The following is a 21,385-nucleotide window of genomic DNA, read 5'->3' as shown; positions in this document are numbered from 1 at the left end:
ACAAGCAAAACCATGCACTTCGCTAACCGCCTTCAAGCTTTAGAAAAAAATGTCTTTGCTGATATGGATAAGGCGAAATCACAAGCCATCAGCAACGGCAAAACCATTATTGATTTATCCTTGGGATCATCAGATTTAGCGGCTGATCCAGAGGCTCTAAACGCGATCGCCTCTTCTCTCGAAGATCACACCACTCATGGCTATCTCCTCCACTACGGAACTTTGGAATTTCGGGAAACCGTCGCCCAATGGTATCATCAACGCTTTGGGGTTGAAGTTAATCCTCATACTGAAGTTTTAACCCTCATTGGTTCCCAGGAAGGAACCGCACATTTACCCCTCGCTTTGCTCGATCCAGGAGATTTTGCCCTACTCCTCGATCCTGGCTATCCTTCCCATGCAGGAGGTGTCTATTTGGCTGGGGGTCAAATTTATCCTATGCCGTTGTTGGCAAAAAATGACTTTTTGCCAGTGTTTGCAGATGTTCCTTCCCAAGTGTTAGAGCAAGCTAAAATGATAGTGTTGAGTTACCCCCATAACCCCACCAGTGCAACAGCCTCTTTAGCTTTTTTCCAGGAAGCGGTGGCTTTTTGTCAAGAGCATGGGCTAGTCTTAGTTCATGATTTTCCCTATGTCGATATTATTTTCGAGGGAATGGCTCAACCCCCTTCAATTTTGCAGGCTGATCCGACAAAATCTTTGTCCATTGAGTTTTTTACCCTTTCTAAGTCCTATAATATGGGTGGCTTTCGCATTGGTTATGCCATCGGTAACGCAGAGATTGTTCAAGCCTTAAGACGAGTCAAAGCAGTGGTGGATTTTAATCAATATCGGGGCATTTTAAACGGAGCGATCGCAGCTTTAACCGGAGATCAAACAACAGTTAAAAAGACAGTGACGCGCTTTCAAAGCAGACGAGATGCTTTTATTAACGCCCTCAATAACATCGGTTGGCAGGTTGCATCCCCTCAAGCAACGATGTATGTTTGGGCAAAATTACCCCAACCTTGGGAAAATAAATCTGTTGAATTTTGTACTGAGTTAGTAGCAGCAACCGGTGTCGCTGTATCTCCAGGTGCCGGGTTTGGAAAACAAGGAGAAGGGTATGTCAGGTTTGCTTTAGTTCATGATCCTAATATTTTAGAACTTGCCGTAGAAAAGATTGCTCAATTTCTAGGAAGGATTAACTTTTAATGATTAATAATTCCCATGACTTTCTTTAAGTAGATTATGAATGACTTTTATCACGTTGGTGGTAGCGTCCCCCTAGACTCACCAAGCTATATTAAACGAGAGGCTGATAATACACTTTATAGTACCTTGAAAAATGGACAACTTTGTTATGTTTTAAATTCTCGTCAAATGGGTAAATCTAGCCTATGGGTACACACACAAAATAAACTCAAAGAAGAAGGTATTCAATGTGCAACAATCTCCTTCAATGGTTTAGGAAATGATCTATCTGAAGATAATTGGTACACAATTATATTTAATGAGTTAGTTAAAGCTTTCGATTTATCTACTGATGCTAAAGCAGAAGCTCAAATTTTGTGGGATAAAAGTTTAGATACATCTCCTCTTTACAGTTTAACTCAATTTATTGAAAAGATCCTATTAAAAGAAGTTAAACAGTCTATTGTTATTTGTTTTGATGAAATTGATAGTGTAATTAGTCTAAATTTTTCTTCAGATCCCTTTTTTAGTTTTATTCGTAGCTGTTATGAAAAGCGATATATTAAACCTATTTATCAGCGTTTAACCTTCTGTATATTGGGGGTAGCAACCACTGCTGATTTTATTCCGAATAATGCTCGAAGTCCTTTTGATATAGGTAAAGATATTGCTTTAGAGGGATTTAATAAGGGAGAAGTTCGGCAACTTGTACAAGGATTAAAGGATAAGGTTGAAGATACAGAAAGGATATTGGATCATATTCTAGAGTGGACAGGAGGACAACCTTTTTTAACTCAGAAAATTTGTCAATTAATTTGTGATTCTCGCACTTATTTTAGCAGCCAATTAGTCAACAATACCGTTAATATAGATAATACAATTAATATAGATAATTTTATAAAATCGCAAATTGTCAATAATTGGGAATCTAACGATAGTCCACAACATCTAAGAACGATTAGAGATCGTCTTTTAAATAATTCTCCCACAACAAAGAGACGATTATTAGAACTCTATCAAGAGATTTTGGCAAACGGTGATGTTGAATATAATGGTAGTCCAGAACAAATAAAACTGCGTTTAACTGGATTAGTTGTTCAAACTGAGGGAAAATTAAAAGTCTATAATAAAATTTACCGAAATATTTTTGATGAACAATGGACAGAAAATGAACTTAATGAAATTCATGAAATCCCTCCCTACATTGAACAATCTGAAAGTTGGTTACAATCAGGAAGACAATCAGAACATCTTCTATCGGGTGAGCAGTTACACGAAGCAATAAAATGGGGTAAAGATAAAACCCTCAAAGAACAAGAAAAGGAGTTTTTAAGATTAAGTCAACTTGAACAAGAAAAACAACAAAACATTGTACGTCAACAAGAAGCATCTCGACAGAGTGAAAAAATTTTAAGCTCAGCGTTTGAAAAAGATCAACAACAACTTTTAATCACTGAAATTTTAAACTGGACAGGAAATCAACCCGAATTAACCAGAATTATTTCTAATTTAGTTGTTAAGAATAAATATACTTTAGAAAAAAGTAAAGAAAAAGGATTTGTTGAACAAATAATCCAAAAAAATATTATTGAAAATTGGCAAAGTAATCAAGCTTCTGAGCATTTAACAGAAATCAAAGAGACTATTTTAGAAACGGATGGCAATATAAAAGAGAGATTGAAGATTTATAAGGACGTTTTACAGACTAGGGTATTAACTGATAATACTCCTGAAAAGATTGCTCTATTTCAATCTCAGTTAGTCATCAAAAAAGACGATTATCTAGAAGTGGCTAATCCAATTTATAAAGCAGTATTTAATATTCAATGGGTTAATCAGCAATTAGAAGAATTAACGAATATCGACTCTAATCCTGAACCTGTTACTGTAAAGAGTTCTCTTATAATGGTTATAGTTTTTGTGCTAGTTACGATATTTTTTATTGGGTCAAAAATAAAAAATTCAGATTCTCCTTTACCTGAAAATATACCAGTACCTGAAAATATACCAGAAATTTGTGTTGAACCCATTGATGGTACGCCTTTAGACTCTCAACTTAAAAGCCTCAAAGATTTAGAAGAGCAATTAGGTAATACTTTTCCATCGAAATGTCAAGAAAAAATAGCACAACTACAACAAGAAAAATTAAATCAACAAGTAAGATTAAATCGAGAATTTTATAATAAAGCATTAAAAGAAGGAGCAGATAATAGAGTTAAAGACGGAGTAATTTATCTTTGCCAAATCAAAGAAATTCCTAACGACATAGAATATGCTAGAGACAAGTTAGAAGAGTGGTTTGATAACAGTTACTGGAGAGATGATGTTATTGAGTCTTTTAGTCAAATCAATAATTGTCCAGCTACTGGAGGAACAGATTTAGAGCAATACTTAAGAGAGTCAAAAAATGAATAAATTTCAACGGTTACAATTTGTCAAAAACTCCATCGCTTCCTTCTAATTCGTCGGATAATCTAACTCTAATTCCTTTCTTGCCTATTAGCCAAAATTGCTGACACCAAACTATCAAATTTGGTTCTTGTTTATTGAGAGAAGGGTAAGACTGGGATTGCTGTTTCTTATTTTTATTGCGGAAAGTAAATTGTTGCCAAAAGTGTAGAATATTACCAATAACTAACCAAAAAAATAAGCTCAAAATTCCAGTGAAAAACATTACTATACCCCAACCGAGCAATTGAAACACTGTTTGAGAGATTAGATTATCTTGCGTTAATCCACTAATAAATTCTTCGGAATTTTTGTTACTAAATAAACCTACCGCTATTGTTCCCCAAAAACCACAAAAAAGATGAACGGGAATTGCTCCTACAGGATCATCAATTTTCAGTTTTTTTAACAATGCTTCACTCAACAATACAACAAGTCCACTCACTCCACCAATGATAATAGCCGACTTGATATCAACATACGCTGATGAAGCAGTAATTCCTACTAATCCCCCTAAAATTCCATTAATAATTGACCCTAAACTCGCTTTATTACCAATTGAAGGACTTAAAATTAAGGCAAAAAAACCACCTGATGCAGCAGCAATCATGGTCGTTACAATAACAGAAGGAATACTAATTAAGAATAATACAGAGCCACCATTAAAACCAAACCATCCTAACCAAAGAACAAGACATCCTAACGTCGCAAATCCTAAATTATGAGGGGTAAAATCTTGGAGTTCTTCGTCGTGAAAAGTCTCATTTCTACTATTATACCCAAAACGTCCGTGTCTCGGATTCAGTAGCCAAGCTCCCACTAATCCCGCCATTCCACCCACCGAATGAACAACCGTTGAACCAGCAAAATCACGAAATTTCAATAAATTATAGAGCCATCCTTGGCTTGACCAAATCCAATGTCCTACAATGGGATAAATAATGCCAACTAAACAAAAACTAAAGAGCAAAAAAGCCCACAATCTAATTCGTTCTGCCACTGCGCCTGACACAATAGTCGCTGCTGTTCCAGCAAAAGTTAACTGAAAGAAAAATAATGTGGAAAGAGAGCGTCCAGGCCATGCTTCTAGTAATTCACTAAACCCATTATTATTAGTAAAAATATCAAAGAAAAATCCCGTTTGTCCTGATAAGCTATTTCCTATAACTGTTGTATTACCAAACATCAAACCAAAGCCCAAAATCCAGTACGCTAAAGCAGAGATACAAAAAACAATTAAATTTTTTGCCAATACATTAATCGCATTATTTCTTCTACAAAATCCTGCCTCTACCATTGCAAAACCAGCATTCATAAAAAAGACAAGGAATCCAGCGATTAACATCCAGATGTTGAGTAATAATAAATATAGATTTGACCCATTTTCCTCAACACTCTGAGCAAAAACTTGTCCTTCCCAGATAATAAATGTTAATATAAAAGACAAAAGGATATACAATAAATATCGAAATTTCAATAAGATTTTCATTTTTGTCCAGCTACTTAATAGTTTTGCCATGCACTAAATTCATAATAAATATTACCACGGGTACTGTGACGATTCCCCTTTAATTCTTTCATTTTTTTATTTAAATAATCTTGAGCTTCATTAGGAGATAATTCTGTAGCTTGCATAAAAGTTAAAACACTAATTCTGCCCTGACTTTGATCTAATAATTTATAAAAAATAGTATCAATATCTTTTCTAAGAGATTTTAAATAGATATAAATAGAAATAGAATAAATAAGTGATAATACTAAACCAATTATGTGTAATAAAAATCCATCAAAAAGAGATTCAAGAAAAATAAATTCAAAAACAATAAAAAAAGTTAAAGTATTCCAAAAGATATAAGCTTCTTTTACTCTTTCTCTTTCGGTTTTTACTTTTAATTTAATAATTATAATACTATAAACAATAATAGTTATTGCAACATAAACAATCCACTTCATTGATAAAATCTCATCGGCTTATTATCATAACTATCTTATCCTTAATTTTGAATTCTTAACTACTCCCAGTGAATTTGCGATCGCTGTTCACACACCACTTGATAAACGGCTTCAGTTTGTTTAGCTAATTCTGGCCACCCAAAACGCAAAGCTAACTCATCGTAAGCTTTTTCTACCAACTGTTGACCATAATCAGGATTTTTTAGCACTTCTAAAATGCCCCAAGCTAGAGAGTCCGGGTTATTCACCTCGGTAACAATGCCTGTTTTTTGATGATGAACCACTTCAGGTAAGCCTCCTGTACTCGATACGACAACAGGAACGCGGGCTGCAAAACTTTCTAAGGCAACAATCCCAAAGGGTTCGTATAAACTGGGAAATACGGCACAGTCAGCGATGGTTTGAAAACGATCTAAATCTTCATCGGACATAAACCCAGTAAAACAACAACGGTTAGCAATACCCAATTCATCTGCTTCTGCTTGCAAATGTTGGGTATTTCCTCCACCAATAATCACTAATTTGGCCTTTCCTCCTAACTCCCACAATACCTTTGCTGCTGCTTGCAACAGAAGAGAAACTCCTTTTTCACGGGTCATTCTACCGACATAATAAATAATTTTTTCGTGGTCTAAGGCAAATTGACGACGAAAGGCTAAGTAATCAAAATTAGGATCTTGTCTCTTTTTATCAGCACGGATGCCATTGTAAATTATATCGATCTTATCCAAAGGGGTTTCAAACGCTCGTTTTAATTCGTGACGCATATAATCACTACAAACAATCACCCGCCAAGAATCATAGATGAGGTTTCCTTCTTTTTTGGAGATGTAGCGTTGAGTATCATTATGAATACCGTTGTAACGACCATATTCTGTAGCATGAATGGTAGAAACGAGAGGAATTTTGAATAAATGTTTGAGAGCGATCGCTGCATCTCCTACCAACCAGTCATGGGCATGAATGACATCAAATGACCCTTTTTCTTGAATTAATTGTCCCCCATGATGACCCATACTATTATTCATGTTGACGATCCAGTGAAAAAAGTCGTTCGCTTCTTGCACCGGAACGCGATAGACATGAACCCCGTCAATCATTTCGTATGGGGGGCTTTGGCCAAATTCTACGGTTATTAAATGGATTTCGTGGCCTAATTTAGCAATTTCTGGATATAATTCGGCAACATGACGGGCAATACCTCCCACGAGGCGGGGGGGGAATTCCCAAGTCAATACCAAAATTTTCATAACAGCCCTGTCCTCGGCGATTCACTGAAGCTAAACCAGCATAGGATACCTAGGAGAATTTAACCAAGACTCCTGGTTCTTTTTGTATCGGTAATACTTCTATAATGTCACTTTTAGCGCAGTATTGTAAATCCTCTTGACAGTCTAACCGTAACAGTCTTTGGCCATGACTAGAACGGTGAAACATCTCTAAGAGGTTATCATGCCATTGAGCATATAAGGCAGTAGCAGCAATTACTTCATCGTTACTCACTTCTACCATTTGAGCATCATGAAGAATTAAAGCGTGGGCGATCGCCCCTGCACACACGGTATCTTCGAGGGAATAACCCCCTTGCCATCCTGATCCCACTAACCAAACGGTTTCGGGTTGGTGTTTGACAATATAATTAACAGCAGCTTGTCGATTAATCATGGCTCCAGTGATCACGGTTGGGGATTTTTCGACCCTTTGTAAGGCGCGGGTGCCATTGGTAGTGGTTAAAAAGAAACGTTTCTCGGCTACTGTCTCAGGGGTACAGTCCAAAGGGGAGTTACCCAGATCAAACCCTTCTACTGTTGCTCCTCCCCTTTCTCCTGCCCGGATGCGTTTTTCTGGGAGCCATTGCTCACTAACTGCGATTAATTTGTCGATATCGCTGAAGGTTTGTACTGCTTCTGCACCGGCTTCTAAAACGGTTGCAATAGTCGTAGTGGCTCGCAAGACATCGATAACAACGGCGCAGTCGGGTAAATGGTCTGTCGGGGTTAGTTCAGGAGTATGATAGACAAATAGCTTCACGTTTGTCCTCAGCAAAAGTTAATGATTGGGGATGACTTCTATCTTATCTGGGTGATGGCCTCGTGGCAAAATTATTTATCAAAAAACCGAGGCTTTTGCCTCGGAGGCAAGAGTTATAAGGCAAGAGGCAAGAGTCTGTTTTCTGTACACTTATCCCTTCGGTTTAAAGCCTCTCCTTTTAACTAGCTATCAGTTATCAGGTGTCTGAAAGCTAAGTGCTGAATGCTTTTTTTAGGGGAAAGAGGAACACTTTGGTTCCCAACCGTTGACTTTTGCCTGTTGCCTGTTGCCTGTTGCCTTCAATGACGAGGGCTACCCAAGTTTAGAATGCTTGTTCTACTTCTGCAATTTCAGGGATCATTTCTCTTAAGCGTCTTTCAATCCCCATTTTTAGGGTCATGGTTGAGCTAGGACAAGAGCCACAAGCTCCCTGTAACCTTAGTTTAACGATGGGTCCTTCGATTTCTACTAATTCAACGTTACCACCGTCTGCCATTAAATAAGGGCGCATTTCGTCTAAGACTGTTTCTACATTATCTGGGGTTAGAGCCATTGCTTGTGTCATAATTTACCTTTACTCTGATTCTTTTAAACGACGTTATCTTTATCCTACCTTGAACTTTTATAATTATCCATTCTCAATTGTCAATTTTCCATTATTTCTTTAATGTTCAAAAATATCTTTATAATACATTAAGTCTAATTCTACAAATACGGAAATAACGTTCATGCACTTTTGAGCAATTTCCCATCTTTCTTCTCTTTGCAACATGGTAATTAATTGTTCTCTTAGTGGTATTAAATATCTCACATCATTGGCTGCATAACTTAATTGTGCTTCTGATAAATTTTGACTATTTCCCCAGTCAGAACTTTGAGAACTTTTATCTAATTCTACTCCCTCTATTTCTTGGACTAAGGCTTTTAAACCATGAGATCCTGTATAAGTTCTTGCTAATTTACTAGCTACTTTGGTACAAAAAATTGGGGCTGTATCTATGCCAAAATTATACTTAAATTGCGCTACATCAAACCGAGCATAATGGAAAATTTTAACAATGCTTTGATTTTCTAATAATTTTTTTAAATTAGGAGCTTCTTTTTGCTCTTTTTCAATGCGAATCGCGGTTACATAACCACTGGAATCGCATAATTGCACTAAACATAACCGATCTCTCTGGGGAATTAATCCCATGGTTTCAGTGTCAATGGCAATGGCATCAGTTTGTAAATAACGGTCTAAGGTTTCTGATGTAAGATCGCGATCGCATACTTGAAAATTGTTATTTTTTTCTGAAGATTGACTCATTATTATTACATTATATTGTTCGCTATCAACTTACCTTATCTTACTTATTATGGTATAAAAAACAATAATTTCTTAAGCATATCAACCAATTTATTTTAGTATTTTTCGTCTTAAATTATTAATCAATAACATAATAACGGGTCACTGATCACTAAATCTATTCTTTTGCCTTTTGCCTTTTGCTTTTTGACTTGTGCGTAGCACTACTAGCGTCCTAATTCATGGAGTTCATTAATAATTGTAGTGCATTTTTGAGTCACGCTTTCTAAAGCTTGGCGTTTATTAGACTCAGGAGGTGCAATAACTTCTCCAATACGAATGGTTAAAGGGACGGGACGGGGAAAGGGAGAACCTTTTTTTAATATTTTCTCTGTTCCCCATAAAGATACTGGTAACAGAGGAACTTGTGCCTTAGCTGCAATCATGGCCGCTCCTAATTTTGGGTCATTAATTCGACCGTCAGGGGTACGGGTTCCCTGTAAAAATATCCCCACTAACCAACCCTCTTTCAGCGCGGTCAAGGCTGAGCGAATGGCTCCGCGATCGCCTGCTCCTCTCTTAACAGGATAAGCTCCATACAAGCGTATGCCTTCTTTTAGTACAGGGACTTTAAATAATTCTTCTTTGGCCATGAAAGCGACGGGACGGCCCACACAAGAAGATAACAAGGGGGGATCAAAATAGCTTCCATGATTACTCACCACCACTAAGGGATGCTTTTTTGGTACATTCTCGCAACCATAGACGCGTCCGCGAAAGTAGCCATAGAACATAGGGGCAACAACGGAGGTTTTGAAGAGATAATATAGAGCTAAACTTGAAGCCGGCTCTCTTTCTTTGAATTCGCTGTTTTCCATTGGGGTTAGTTGTTTACAGGTCTAAAAATTGATGGGGTTAATAATTAGACATAAATGCTCTATCCTATTTATCAACTTCTCATCCTAGCACAAAAAATATAACAAAAATGAAGGTACATTTTTCATATAATGACTAATATTTAATTTTGTTACAAAACCTAGGGGTTTCCACTGCCTAAGCTTGCCAGGCTATGCTAGGGTATAAATGATTGAGAGTTTTGTTAGTTCGGTTTCAGCATTGGTTGTGATTAGTAATTGGTTCGTTCCTGTCTACATCGCTCGGTGGGTTTCCGAAATCTTAGTTGATTCTCTCGTAACCTTCTAACACATTTTGGAGACATCCCATGACAATTTATGTAGGCAACTTAGTATATGATGTAACGTCTGAAGATTTAACAGAAGTTTTCAGCGAATACGGCACAGTTAAACGGGTATCTCTGCCCACAGACCGCGAAACAGGAAGACCCAGAGGGTTTGGTTTTGTGGAAATGGAAAGTGATGACGAAGAAACTGCTGCTATTGAAACCTTAGATGGTGCTGACTGGATGGGGCGACAAATGAGAGTTAATAAAGCGAAACCCCGCGAAAATTCAGGTCGCAGTGGTTCTGGTAGTTTTCGTAAGCAAGGAAGTTTCTCCTAGTAAAATTTCTGCTTAGAAACTGTTGACAGTATATTGATAGTTTAGTGTTTTTTCCGCGCTTTTAATTTCAAAAAAGCGTGTTTTTTATTGGTTAAAATTAGTAATACAAACTTATTAAATTTTCTTTTTAAAGTTATAAACAACTCTAAACCCATTATAATGACTTCGACGATTACGTTGAACTTTACTACGGGTTCCGCAACGACAGTAAAAAGGAAAAGCAGCCCAAGACCCTCCACGCATTGGGGAATACTCATTATATCCATCTAACCAAATTCTACCATCTTTAGGCGCATTTTCATAGGTTTCGTGCCAGTCATCACCACACCATTCCCAAACATTTCCGTGCATATCATATAAACCAAATGCGTTGGAAGGAAAAGAACCAACTTCAGTAGTTTGTTGTCGATATATTCCGATACTTTCTTGTTGATAAGTACGGGTACTATTATAATTAGCTAATGTCTGGGTAATGGTATCTCCAAAGTGAAAAGGTGGATAAACTTCTATGCCATCTAATTGTCTATATTGACTAGGATTAATAATACTTCGACAAGCATATTCCCACTGTGCTTCACTAGGCAAATAAAAATTAATCCCAACTTCTTCAGATAACTTATTACAAAATTCTAAGCTGTCATAAAATGATACGGTATCTACAGGTTTATTTTGACCTTTGAATTGAGAAGGATTATCGTTCATAATTCTTTCCCATTGTGCTTGGGTAATGGGATATTTACTCATACAAAAAGAGGCTAATCTAACTTGATGTTGTGGTCTTTCCTGTGAGCGATCGCGTCCTTCTTTTTTAGGAGATCCCATAAAAAAATTTCCTCCTGGGATTACCACCATTTCTAAGTTAATATTGTGTCCTAAATCAATTGTAAAATATTGATTTTTACTGTTTTTTTGTTCAATAATTTTTCCTCGCTGATTAACTTTAACAACTTCAAAATCAAAATATTCCAAAGAACTGATTATCTTCTTATTCAGTTTATTAACAGTCGTAGTTTTTTGAAGGTTTGAAGAGTTAGGAGAAGGTTGTTTTATCTGAGAACTGGTGACTGAATGAGAAGGTATTTGTTTTGGAATAGGAGCATTCTGTGCAGAAGTTGTTGTAATAGTCTTTTGATTTTTCTTTTTCTTTCTTTGAATATTAATCAACCCAATAACTAAAGAACCTAAAAATATTAATAAGCTAATTAATGCAGCATAATTAAGTATTGGTTCCCAAAGTAGTAACCAAGTGGGAGATGATGGATTAATTAAATATTTTATTACCAAAATTATAATTATTCCGCTACTCGAACAGGTTGTAAAAAATAATATTTTTTGATTTTTAAACAAGTCAAGCAAATTATGATTGCTATATTTTTTTTGTTCTGAACTAGATAAATTACTAGAAAGTTCGGCAGGTTGAATATAGGTCGGTGATTCTTGTAATTTATCTAAAATTTCTTGAACATTATGATAACGATTCTGTGCTAGATGTTCTAACATTTTATTTAAAATATGACTTAATTTATTGCTAATTTTTATATTATCTTTTTCTAAAAATTTTTGCCACAACCAAACAGCTTGACTACTATCATAAATGGGATCATGATCATGATTATTTTCTGGGAAACATCCTGTTAATAAGCGAACACAAGTAACTCCCAGACTATAAATATCACTGGTAGGTTGAGGATGGCCTGTCATTTGTTCAACTGAAGCATAACCAGGGGTATAAATTAACGTTCCACGAGTCTTAGAAACCTCCTTAACTCCACCAAAATCAATTAAAATTAATTTGCTATCATAACGACGACGCATAAGATTATCAGGTTTAATATCTCGATGTAATAAGTTTCTTTGATGGAGATAATCTAAAACAGGTAATATATCTTGTAATAAGGATTTGATTTTTTCTTCACTAAACTTTCCTTCTCGATTAAATTCTGTGACTAAATCTTCTCCTTCAATATATTCTTCTACTAAATAGAGAGAATTATTATCTTCAAAATGATCATAAATAGCAGGAATTTGTTCGTGTTTTAAAGTGTCTAATATATTAGCTTCTCGTTTAAATAATTCTTTTGCTGTTTCTAAATTTTGTCCTTGAAAATTAGCAATAAACTTTTTTAATACTCGTTTTCGGTTGTGAAAATTTTGATCCTCTACTAAATAGGTTCGACCAAAGTTTCCCTCTCCCAATACTTGTTTAATAAAGTAGCGATCGCGAAATAAATAACCTTGAGTGGTTTGAGATAATTCTTGACCACATCCTTGACAATAGTTATGAGTATTGGGATTATCAGGATAAGGACAAGTCGGGTTAAGACAATAAAGCGTCATAATCAGTTGTTCTGCATCTAAACGGTTAAATCACAGATGTTTGATAAATTGAAGAAATGGAAATCTTGTGACTAATTGAAGGTATATGTTATGAATAAGAAAAACATTATAGTATGACTATTTTGACACAAATATGATAAAATCAGCCCAGACAGTAAATCCGATTGCTCTAACTGAACCCGTTATTAAACGATATTTTGAAACCTTAAACCACGAAAGTTTCTTAGAAACAGCAAGCTTGTTTGCTAGTGAAGGAACGTTAACCCCTCCCTTTGAGAAGGCTATAGTCGGATCTGAAGCGATCGCTAACTACTTACAGCAAGAAGCTAGGGAAATGACCCTTTTCCCCCTTCAAGAAGCATTAGAAACAACGGAAACCGGCCACATTCAAGCTGAAATTAAAGGGAAAGTTACAACCCCCTTATTCACTGTCAATATAGCTTGGGTCTTTATTCTTAACAACCAAAAAGAAATTATCTCAGTGGAAGTCAAACTATTAGCCTCTTTAGAAGAATTAGTTAAGTTGAAGCGTTAAACCGCATAAGCAGGCTGTTCAAAGGCTGATTCTAACAGTCTACGACCTAATTCTATATCTCTTTGAGAGGGAACCCAATCAGGATGACTGGTTAGTAACAAACTTTCGAGGGTTTCTTTATCGAAGAGATGCCAGGTTAAAGCAGATTTTACCCTTCCTTCGATAGCATAACAGTTAGGGCTAAGATAATGAATAGTTAATTTACCAAAAGAACCCTTGAGTACCATTGTTTGTTGAGGTTGCAAAGCGCGAAACCCTAAAATAACCTCTTTTAATTCTTGACTTGAACTCACACACAACCCTGCAATAACCACTGTTAACTGTTGGTTGCCATTAACAGCTAACCAATAATGTCTTAAAGGATCGATCCCTTCTAACCAATTTATTTCATCATCCAAACAATAGCGAGGGGAGAGAATCAAAGGTTGAGTCATCGTTAATATATTGAAATTACAGTTTGATATACTTTAAAATTGCTGATTATTATGCTTGTTGTCTCAGATTTTAAAGGTTTATAGCAAATTTGTCAGAAAAATTTACATAACTTAATTTTTGTTTAGCAGAGATCAATTTTTCCTAGACCTTTACCAAGAATTTGACACCATCAGGACTTGAAGATAAAAAATTTTTAACCTACCTTAACTTAAATACAGTATCAGTATTGTGATGCTCAATAATTATTTTAAACAAAAAGACTCTCATTAGAATCACTGCATAAACCTATGTCTGAACCAGAAACCAACATCCCCAATAATAATGACCTTGCTATGCAGCGAACTGATCTCGCACAACTACGGACAGAATTAGCAACAGAAAGGAATATTTTAGCTAAAACTCGAACTGATTTGTCAAGGGAACGGACTCGGGCCGCACAAGAGAGAACCTTAATGGCCTGGATACGCACATCTTTATCTATGATTAGTTTCGGTTTTGGAATTGATCGTTTTTTTAGCTATTTGAATAAAACTAGCCTTAAAACTGGGATTAATACCTTAACAGAAGAACGAATTTTAGGCTTAAGTCTCATGAGTTTAGGTATATTTGCTTTAGGTGCTTCTTTAGTAACTCATTGGCGCACCCTCAAAAATATTGAAGAAAAAGAGTACAAATATGTTCCCCGATGGTCCCAAGGATTTACCGTTGGGATTATTTTACTATTTATTGCTTTAGCAGCGTTTATTCCTTTATTAACCGTTGATTTTAACTTATCAGAAATTTTTACCCTAGATAGTCAAGTGATTCAAAATTTACTGGCTTTAAATGTCTTTCTGACTATGTTAACAATGGGGGTAAAAATACCGTTCGCTAATTTAATTTCTTTGAAAAACCATCCCCAATTTTTAGGTAAGTCTCTCTTATCTGTATTAGTTATTTTTCCTGTAATTGTTGCTTTCATTTTATTACTTTTCAATCCAGGAAAAAATATTGCGATCGGCTTAATTCTGATCGCTGCTTCTCCGGCACCACCTCTATTAACCAAAAGAACAATTATGTCAGGAGGAAATGTTAGATTTGCTGCTAGTTTACAAGTCATTTTATCTTTATTAGCAGTAATAGTTACACCTTTGGCTTTGTATTTATTTTCATTTGTTTTTCCTGAAAGTAGCGAAAGGATCGATTTTATTTTAGTGGCGAAACAAGTAGCAACCGTTCAACTATTACCGTTGAGTCTTGGTTTATTGATTCGTAAACTATCGGCTGATTTAGGAGAAGAAATCGGTGATTTATTACTCAATGTAGTCAATACTTTGTTTTTAGTGGTGCTTATTTTCGCTCTTGGTATTAGTCTTAATCTTATTCCCTCAGTAGGTTGGAAAACGATTGTTAGTATTGCTTTAATCGTGATGTTAGGTTTAATTATTGGCCATTTATTAGGTGGGATTGATGATAAACTAGAAAGTCGATCTACCCTAGCAACAGCTACCATTGCTCGTAATGTTGGATTAGCCTTATATATTGCTATTGTTAATAGTGCAACTAATGCGATTCCTGGTATCGTTGCCTATGCAGTTTTAGGAGCTATTTTTGCTTTACCTTATAATGTTTGGGTAAAAAATAAGATAAAGTTCAGTAATTCATAATTAATAACTGATGAGTGATACTTCTCCGAATTGGCAAACAGAACTCGCTAAACAACGTAATCGCATTGCAGCCGATCGCACATTATTAGCTTGGATTCGTACCAGTATGGCATTAATTGGTATTGGTTTCGGATTAGAGCGCACTGTTAATAAACTTTATTTAGGGATAGAAACTACCTCAAATAGCCCTACTTTTCTCGTTAAAGTATTTAGTTTATTGATTATTGGAACAGGAATTTTTTCTATCTTGATGGCATCTTTTGATTACCAAAATGAAATTAAACGGTTACAAAAACCAGACTATTATTATACGCCTCGACAATCTTTAGGCATAATTGTCTCAGGAATATTAGTGTTAATTGCTGTTAGTATTTTTCTGACAATTTGGAGACAAGCTATTATTAATTAAGTAATTTAACAATTATGACACAAAATAAAATGGTCGGCCCTACTAATGAATTAGCAAAAGAACGTAATCGTGCAGCAGCAGAACGAACCATTACTGCTTGGATACAAAATTGTTTAACCTTAGTTGGATTTGGATTTGCTATTGATCAAATTTTTCAAGCATTACAACAGAATTTTCCTGATAAAAATACCTCAATAACCATAGAATCAGCCCATTCTATCAGTTTAATTTTAATTGCCATAGGAATTGGTTTATTAATTATTGCGATGATCCAACATTACTTTGAGGTACAATCGATTAAACGAGATGACTATTTTTTTTATCCTAGTCATTATCTAAATATTATTGTTATTTTCGCAATTATTGCGTTTGGTTTCGTCTCTCTATTCATTATATTTCTAGGAATTAATTAAGTTTAAACGATAAAATAAAACGATAAAGTAAAATGACAAATCCTAATCCCGGTACAGAACTAGCAAAAGAAAGAAATCGCGCAGCACAAGAAAGGACTTTAATGGCATGGATTCGGACTTCTTTAACCTTAATCAGTTTTGGTTTTGGTATTGAAAGAATTGTTTCTATCCTTAATCAAAGTTTAGGAGAAATTGCTAATCCAATTCGGTTATCTCGTATTTTAGGAGTTTCTTTTATTGCTTTAGGAACGTTTTCTTTATTAGCTGCAGCAGTAGATTATCGTCGTCAACTTCAAAAAATTCAACGCAATGATTTACTTTATCAGTCCAGAAAATCTCCCACCCTTATCGTCGCTTATATTCTTGCTTTTTTAGGAATCATTGCTTTTTTAGGGATTATTATTGGTCCAATAATTACTTAAATGTAAACTATACCGCTACGCGGAAGGCAAAAGGCAAAAGTCAAAAATAGGCTAGAATGGGTTTTCACAACTTGAATAAGTCTTAACCATAATGTGTAGTGCTATAAATATTATTTCGCTCAATTTTACTATTTATTTTGTGTAATTATTAATATGACTGACTCTCACGAAATTGAAGTAAGTAAACCCAAAAATATTTTACAAAAAGAAATTAATCTAGGTCTCAACAATTTTTTATTAACGGTAGGAAAAGGCACCGTTAATATTGCTTTTTTATAATGGAATGACTTAGCAGAAAATGGGGTTGAATTATTAGAATCTAAACCCGAAGAGATAGCAGGATTATTAATTATTCGAGCATTAACAACTACCATTAAAAAATTAATTAAGAGTAATAAAGATTTATTTATAGAAGAACCAGGAAATCCGAAAGAACTCTTTCAATCTTTATCTAATGCGTTAGATAATTATCCGATTGTTATTAGCGATCGCCTACACAACCTCAGGATGAAAAGCTTTAACTGCTATTAGTTACCGCTTAAGTTTCTTATTTGATTGAATTAGCCAAATTCACTACTCTTTAAAAATCCATTTAATAAAAAATCGCTTTTGATGCCAATTTCTTATCTTTTTGGTTTTGTTTTTTCTTTATAAATAATGCAGGTTAGAATGATTAAGGTAAGGTGGGCATTGCCCACCTTACTGTATTTATTTTAAGCTTTCTATTAGCTGTTGTTTAGCAGTTGATAACGCTTCAGATAACTTACTAGGTTCTCGTCCTCCGGCTTGAGCTAAGTTGGGACGACCGCCACCGCCACCCCCGCATATTTTAGCAATTTGACCGATAAATTTTCCGGCCTGAAGTTGCTTTTCTTTATTGACTTTTTTGCTAAAAGCTGCTACTAAGCTAACCTTTCCTTCTGAGGGAATCGACCCTAAAATAACAGCCCCTTCTCCTAGTTTTTGTTGTAATCTTTCTGCTGCAGTTTGTAAAGCTTTTGCGTCCAGTTCTCCCATGTCTGAAACCAAAAGTTTAAACTCACCAATGGTCTCAGCTTCGTTTAATAATTGGTCAGATTTTGCCACAGCAAGGTCTTGTTTAACTGCTTCTAATTGTTTTTGAGTGGTTTTGAGTTCAGACTGTAAAGTGGTGATGCGATCGCTAATTTCTTCAGGTTTAATTTTAAAGCGATCGCAGAGATCCTTCACCACAGTTTCCCGTACTTTTAAATACTCTAAAATCGCAGGACCAGCAACTGCTTCAATACGTCTTATGCCTGAAGAAATACCACTTTCTGACATGATTTTAAACAAGCCAATTTCGGCGGTATTTTTAACATGAGTTCCACCACATAATTCCATAGAAACCCCAGGCACATCTATCACTCGGACTTCTGCAGAATATTTTTCACCAAACATAGCGATCGCACCTTTTTCTTTAGCGGTTTCTAAAGGCATCACTGCAGTTTCTGTATCGTGCGCCTCAGCAATCCAAGTATTAATTAAATCCTCAATTTCTTGTAATTCTTCTGACGTTACTGCACGGGGGCAATTAAAGTCAAATCTGAGTCTATCGAAGGCTACTAAAGAACCGGCTTGAGAGATAGAATTATCGACGACTTTCTTCAAAGCTGCTTGTAATAAATGAGTTGCGGTATGATTAGCTTGGACTTGACGACGACAAGCCCGATCAATGGTTGCTTTAACATTATCATTAATAGCAATCTGTCCCCTTTCTACCCGACCAAAATGAACAAAAATACCTGATTCTTTTTGAACGTCATCGACCCGAATGACTAAATTTTCCCCTGTCAAAAATCCGCGATCGCCTATCTGTCCCCCTGATTCTCCGTAGAACGGAGTCTGATCTAATACGATTTGAACTTCTGATCCAGCTTCTGCTATGTCAACAGATTTTCCTTGAATTAAAACTGCTTCAACTTTAGCAGTTAATTGCAAGTCAGTGTAACCTAAAAATTCCGTAGGATGAATATGTTCAGCTAACTTGTCTAAGCTTCCTTGTACCGTTAAATCAATAGTTTCATGGGCAGCTTTTGACCGTTCTTGCTGCTGTTTCATTTCTGCTTCAAACTCTTTGATATTCACAGTTAAATTGCTCTCTTCTGCAATTTCTTGGGTTAGCTCAAAGGGGAAACCAAAGGTATCATATAAGGTAAACGCATCCACCCCTGAAATTTGTCCTTGTTTCTCAGTTTTCTCGATAATTTCAGCGAGTAATTTTTCTCCTCGTTCTAAGGTCTTTAAGAAAGCGGTTTCTTCCCGTTCTAATTCTCCTTTAATAAAGCTTTCTCTTTCCCTAACTTGGGGGTAAGCTTTTTGAGAAAGTTGGATAGCAGTTTCTGCCACTTGGTTGATAAACTGCCCTTCAATTCCAATTAACCGACCGTGACGTACCACACGACGAATTAAACGGCGTAAAACGTAACCTCTATCGGTATTTGATGCGGTAATTCCATCACTAATCATGTGAACCACAGAACGCACATGATCCCCGATCACTTTCAAAGAAACTTTAGTTTTTTCTGTTGCTTTATGGTAATTAATATTAGCAATATTAGCTGCCGTTTCAATAATAGGAAAAATCAGATCCGTTTCGTAATTATTAGGAACTTTTTGTAATATTTGCGCCATTCGTTCTAACCCCATTCCGGTGTCAATATTTTTCTTTTGTAATGGGGTCAAGTTTCCTTCAACATCCCGATTATATTCCATAAATACCAAGTTATAGAACTCGATAAACCGAGAATCATCTTCTAGATCAATACTCTCCTCTCCGCGTTCGGGATGAAAATCATAATAAAGTTCTGAACAAGGACCACACGGACCAGTGGGACCAGCTTTCCAAAAGTTATCTTTTTCTCCCATGCGTTTAATTCTCTGGGGAGGAATACCGATCATTTCTTCCCAAAGTTTGAAAGCTTCATCGTCATTTTCAAAGACACTGACGACAATATTTTCTGGCGGTAACTGATACACTTGTGTCGATAGTTCCCAGGCCCATTTAATAGCTTGTTCTTTGAAATAGTCCCCAAAACTAAAATTACCTAACATTTCAAAGAAGGTATGATGTCTAGCGGTGCGTCCTACATTTTCAATATCATTGGTTCGGATACACTTTTGAGAAGTGGTAGCACGTGGGAAGTCTGGCTGCTTTTGACCGAGGAAAATAGGTTTAAAGGGAAGCATCCCCGCAATGGTCAAAAGTACAGTAGGATCTTCAGGAATGAGGGATGCACTGGGTAGAATTTGGTGATTTTGTTGGGCGTAGAATTGTAAAAAGCGATCACGTATTTGATTTCCAGTCAAAAAAGGTACAGTTGTGGTCATTATCATGTTTCTCGTTTCAGTCCATCTTTTAGTCTAAGACTTGTTTTTTTTATTTACCACCAATTAGGGGGGGCAATGCCCACCCTTTTTTTTTCTTACTTTGCCCTATGTCTACGATAAGACCCGATCAGTTCCTTGAACAACAACTTAACCAATTTATCCCCGACACGGGCTTTGCCTCACTGTTTGAGGGAATCATTGCCAGGGTAATTGGGGTCAATTTTCCCATCCTTGGTGAGCTTAGCTTGAATGTCCGTTACATAGCGATCGCGTAAAAACTTAACCCGTGGCTTAGGATGTTTTGGGGGTGACATGGCCATGGTCCTACGCGCCCACAGATACAACTGAATCCTGGCCAGAACGGAACCGGTTACGATGTGGCCCTTCTTTTTTCCTGATTCCCAAGGCTTAATCGCTTTCCCTAAACAGGCATGAAACCGATTCAACCCCACGCGCTTAGTGATTGGTTTACCACTTTTGCCAAACTTGCGAGGCTTAATTTTCCGTAGCTCCTTTCCCTCAGAATCAAGGCACTGCTCGAACGGATGTACTTGACAAAGAATGATGATGCGATCGTAAATTCCGAGGCCAAATTGCTCAAAAGCTTCGTTATAAAATTGATAATTAGGGTTAGCTAAAAACTGCTTAAACCGTTTTCTAATCTCAATTCTACGTTTTTTCAATCTAACAATCTGATCACTGAGTTTGACTAATTGGGAACTAAACCCCGAATTTCTTGCCGTTCCGATGCTATTTGTAACAATTCTTAACCACCTTTTTCGCCATCCAGGGTGTTGAGGTTTATTACTAATAAATAACCAAATCCCGTCTACTTTATCTGAGGATTCCGTTTTGCTTTTTTTTGCTTCTGGGAATTCCGTATGCAGTAAATTCCTAGCGCGGTTAACAATCGGCTTTAATTCACGATTAATCCGTTCATGTTCTAAGAATAACTGATAGGTTGCATTAATCTCAGGGGTTTTTAAGGATAAGAATGCACTCGGATTATTAATATTAAGCCAACCGCAATAAGCCAAGGCCGCAGCGTCATGATAATCATCCTTATAATCCCATCGACAAAGTTTCCGATAACTGGTTAAATCCCTATTACTAATTAACCTAACTTCTTTACCAGCCTCTAGCAAACGTGAGTTCGATGGAGGAAAAAAAGACTTCCGTTCTCCAAAAATTAAAATCCACTCATGGGAATTCGTAGTGATCGCTTATTATCGGCGCACCGCGAAGCGGATCTCTTCGAGATCGCCAAAAATCGAGGCAGTATTTTTAGTTAAAAAAGAGCAGGAGGCAAAGCCGGTAAACCTTTTGGGTTCAAGTCTAGAGAGGGCTTTTGAGGCAAATAGGAGTAAGCGATCAAGCCACCAAATAGATTAACAAAAAAGTTCCAAATGCTGCGATGTCTCGAATGTT

20 protein-coding genes are annotated in these 21,385 nt (G+C 36.2%); 9 read left to right on the top strand and 11 right to left on the bottom strand.

Annotated elements, in window-relative coordinates; all coding sequences use genetic code 11:
- Positions 1-12: 12 nt before the first annotated feature.
- Both CY0110_RS21210 and CY0110_RS28845 read left to right on the top strand, forming a co-directional pair.
- Complete coding sequence (locus CY0110_RS21210) at positions 13-1,194, top strand: LL-diaminopimelate aminotransferase (protein ID WP_035800250.1); 1,182 nt, start codon at positions 13-15, stop codon at positions 1,192-1,194.
- 36 nt (positions 1,195-1,230) lie between these two features.
- Entirely contained in the window at positions 1,231-3,588 is a 2,358-nt protein-coding gene (locus CY0110_RS28845; RefSeq protein WP_008277613.1) for an AAA-like domain-containing protein, read from the top strand.
- 10 nt (positions 3,589-3,598) lie between these two features.
- On the opposite strand, the gene CY0110_RS21200 is transcribed toward CY0110_RS28845, so the two are convergent.
- From CY0110_RS21200 to CY0110_RS21170, 7 genes are all read right to left on the bottom strand, one after another.
- Complete coding sequence (locus CY0110_RS21200) at positions 3,599-5,140, bottom strand: ammonium transporter (protein WP_008277612.1); 1,542 nt, start codon at positions 5,138-5,140, stop codon at positions 3,599-3,601.
- A complete protein-coding gene (locus tag CY0110_RS21195; protein WP_008277611.1) occupies positions 5,125-5,574 on the bottom strand; it encodes a hypothetical protein in 450 nt (149 codons plus the stop codon). The genes CY0110_RS21200 and CY0110_RS21195 overlap by 16 nt, the downstream gene beginning before the upstream one ends.
- Positions 5,575-5,633: 59 nt before the next feature.
- On the bottom strand, positions 5,634-6,824 hold the full coding sequence (locus CY0110_RS21190; protein ID WP_008277610.1) for a glycosyltransferase family 4 protein: 1,191 nt from the start codon (positions 6,822-6,824) through the stop codon (positions 5,634-5,636).
- A gap of 49 nt (positions 6,825-6,873) precedes the next feature.
- Entirely contained in the window at positions 6,874-7,605 is a 732-nt protein-coding gene (locus tag CY0110_RS21185; RefSeq protein WP_008277609.1) for a 2-phosphosulfolactate phosphatase family protein, read from the bottom strand.
- Positions 7,606-7,927: 322 nt separating this feature from the next.
- Complete coding sequence (locus CY0110_RS21180; RefSeq protein WP_008277608.1) at positions 7,928-8,170, bottom strand: NifU family protein; 243 nt, start codon at positions 8,168-8,170, stop codon at positions 7,928-7,930.
- Positions 8,171-8,269: 99 nt separating this feature from the next.
- On the bottom strand, positions 8,270-8,914 hold the full coding sequence (locus tag CY0110_RS21175; protein ID WP_008277607.1) for a ribonuclease D: 645 nt from the start codon (positions 8,912-8,914) through the stop codon (positions 8,270-8,272).
- A gap of 206 nt (positions 8,915-9,120) precedes the next feature.
- Positions 9,121-9,771: a lysophospholipid acyltransferase family protein gene (locus tag CY0110_RS21170; protein WP_008277606.1), complete on the bottom strand. Its 651-nt coding sequence runs from the start codon at positions 9,769-9,771 to the stop codon at positions 9,121-9,123.
- 344 nt (positions 9,772-10,115) lie between these two features.
- Between CY0110_RS21170 and CY0110_RS21165 the strand changes: the two genes are divergently transcribed.
- On the top strand, positions 10,116-10,412 hold the full coding sequence (locus tag CY0110_RS21165; protein ID WP_008277605.1) for an RNA recognition motif domain-containing protein: 297 nt from the start codon (positions 10,116-10,118) through the stop codon (positions 10,410-10,412).
- A gap of 114 nt (positions 10,413-10,526) precedes the next feature.
- Here CY0110_RS21165 and CY0110_RS21160 read toward each other — a convergent pair whose 3' ends face one another.
- Entirely contained in the window at positions 10,527-12,749 is a 2,223-nt protein-coding gene (locus CY0110_RS21160) for a bifunctional serine/threonine-protein kinase/formylglycine-generating enzyme family protein (protein ID WP_008277604.1), read from the bottom strand.
- 133 nt (positions 12,750-12,882) lie between these two features.
- On the opposite strand from CY0110_RS21160, the gene CY0110_RS21155 reads away from it, so the two are divergent.
- Positions 12,883-13,284: a ketosteroid isomerase family protein gene (locus tag CY0110_RS21155; protein WP_008277603.1), complete on the top strand. Its 402-nt coding sequence runs from the start codon at positions 12,883-12,885 to the stop codon at positions 13,282-13,284.
- Here the strand turns inward: CY0110_RS21155 and CY0110_RS21150 are convergent.
- Positions 13,281-13,718 carry a hypothetical protein gene (locus CY0110_RS21150; protein WP_008277602.1) on the bottom strand — a complete coding sequence of 146 codons (438 nt, stop codon included), beginning with the start codon at positions 13,716-13,718 and terminating at the stop codon, positions 13,281-13,283. The two genes, CY0110_RS21155 and CY0110_RS21150, sit on opposite strands and share 4 nt — an antisense overlap.
- Positions 13,719-14,006: 288 nt before the next feature.
- Between CY0110_RS21150 and CY0110_RS21145 the strand changes: the two genes are divergently transcribed.
- The 5 genes from CY0110_RS21145 (at position 14,007) to CY0110_RS31475 (ending at position 16,888) form a co-directional block, all read left to right on the top strand.
- The gene (locus CY0110_RS21145; protein ID WP_008277601.1) at positions 14,007-15,365 is read left to right on the top strand and encodes a DUF202 domain-containing protein; all 1,359 of its coding nucleotides are present in this window, start codon (positions 14,007-14,009) and stop codon (positions 15,363-15,365) included.
- A gap of 10 nt (positions 15,366-15,375) precedes the next feature.
- Positions 15,376-15,774 carry a YidH family protein gene (locus tag CY0110_RS21140; protein ID WP_008277600.1) on the top strand — a complete coding sequence of 133 codons (399 nt, stop codon included), beginning with the start codon at positions 15,376-15,378 and terminating at the stop codon, positions 15,772-15,774.
- 14 nt (positions 15,775-15,788) lie between these two features.
- Positions 15,789-16,187, top strand: a complete 399-nt coding sequence (locus tag CY0110_RS21135; protein WP_008277599.1) for a YidH family protein — start codon at positions 15,789-15,791, stop codon at positions 16,185-16,187.
- A 32-nt stretch (positions 16,188-16,219) separates the two neighbouring features.
- Positions 16,220-16,609 carry a YidH family protein gene (locus tag CY0110_RS21130; protein ID WP_008277598.1) on the top strand — a complete coding sequence of 130 codons (390 nt, stop codon included), beginning with the start codon at positions 16,220-16,222 and terminating at the stop codon, positions 16,607-16,609.
- A 153-nt stretch (positions 16,610-16,762) separates the two neighbouring features.
- Entirely contained in the window at positions 16,763-16,888 is a 126-nt protein-coding gene (locus tag CY0110_RS31475) for a hypothetical protein (RefSeq protein ID WP_008277597.1), read from the top strand.
- 429 nt (positions 16,889-17,317) lie between these two features.
- On the opposite strand, the gene alaS is transcribed toward CY0110_RS31475, so the two are convergent.
- The gene (alaS, locus tag CY0110_RS21125) at positions 17,318-19,957 is read right to left on the bottom strand and encodes an alanine--tRNA ligase (protein ID WP_008277596.1); all 2,640 of its coding nucleotides are present in this window, start codon (positions 19,955-19,957) and stop codon (positions 17,318-17,320) included.
- Positions 19,958-20,136: 179 nt separating this feature from the next.
- On the bottom strand, positions 20,137-21,102 hold the full coding sequence (locus CY0110_RS21120) for a hypothetical protein (protein ID WP_008277595.1): 966 nt from the start codon (positions 21,100-21,102) through the stop codon (positions 20,137-20,139).
- Positions 21,103-21,385: the final 283 nt, after the last annotated feature.

This window comes from Crocosphaera chwakensis CCY0110, from assembly GCF_000169335.1.
In the GTDB taxonomy this organism is placed as follows: Bacteria; Cyanobacteriota; Cyanobacteriia; order Cyanobacteriales; family Microcystaceae; genus Crocosphaera; species Crocosphaera chwakensis.
Note: the sequence above shows the minus strand (reverse complement) of the source record. Positions and strands in the feature narration are given on the sequence as shown.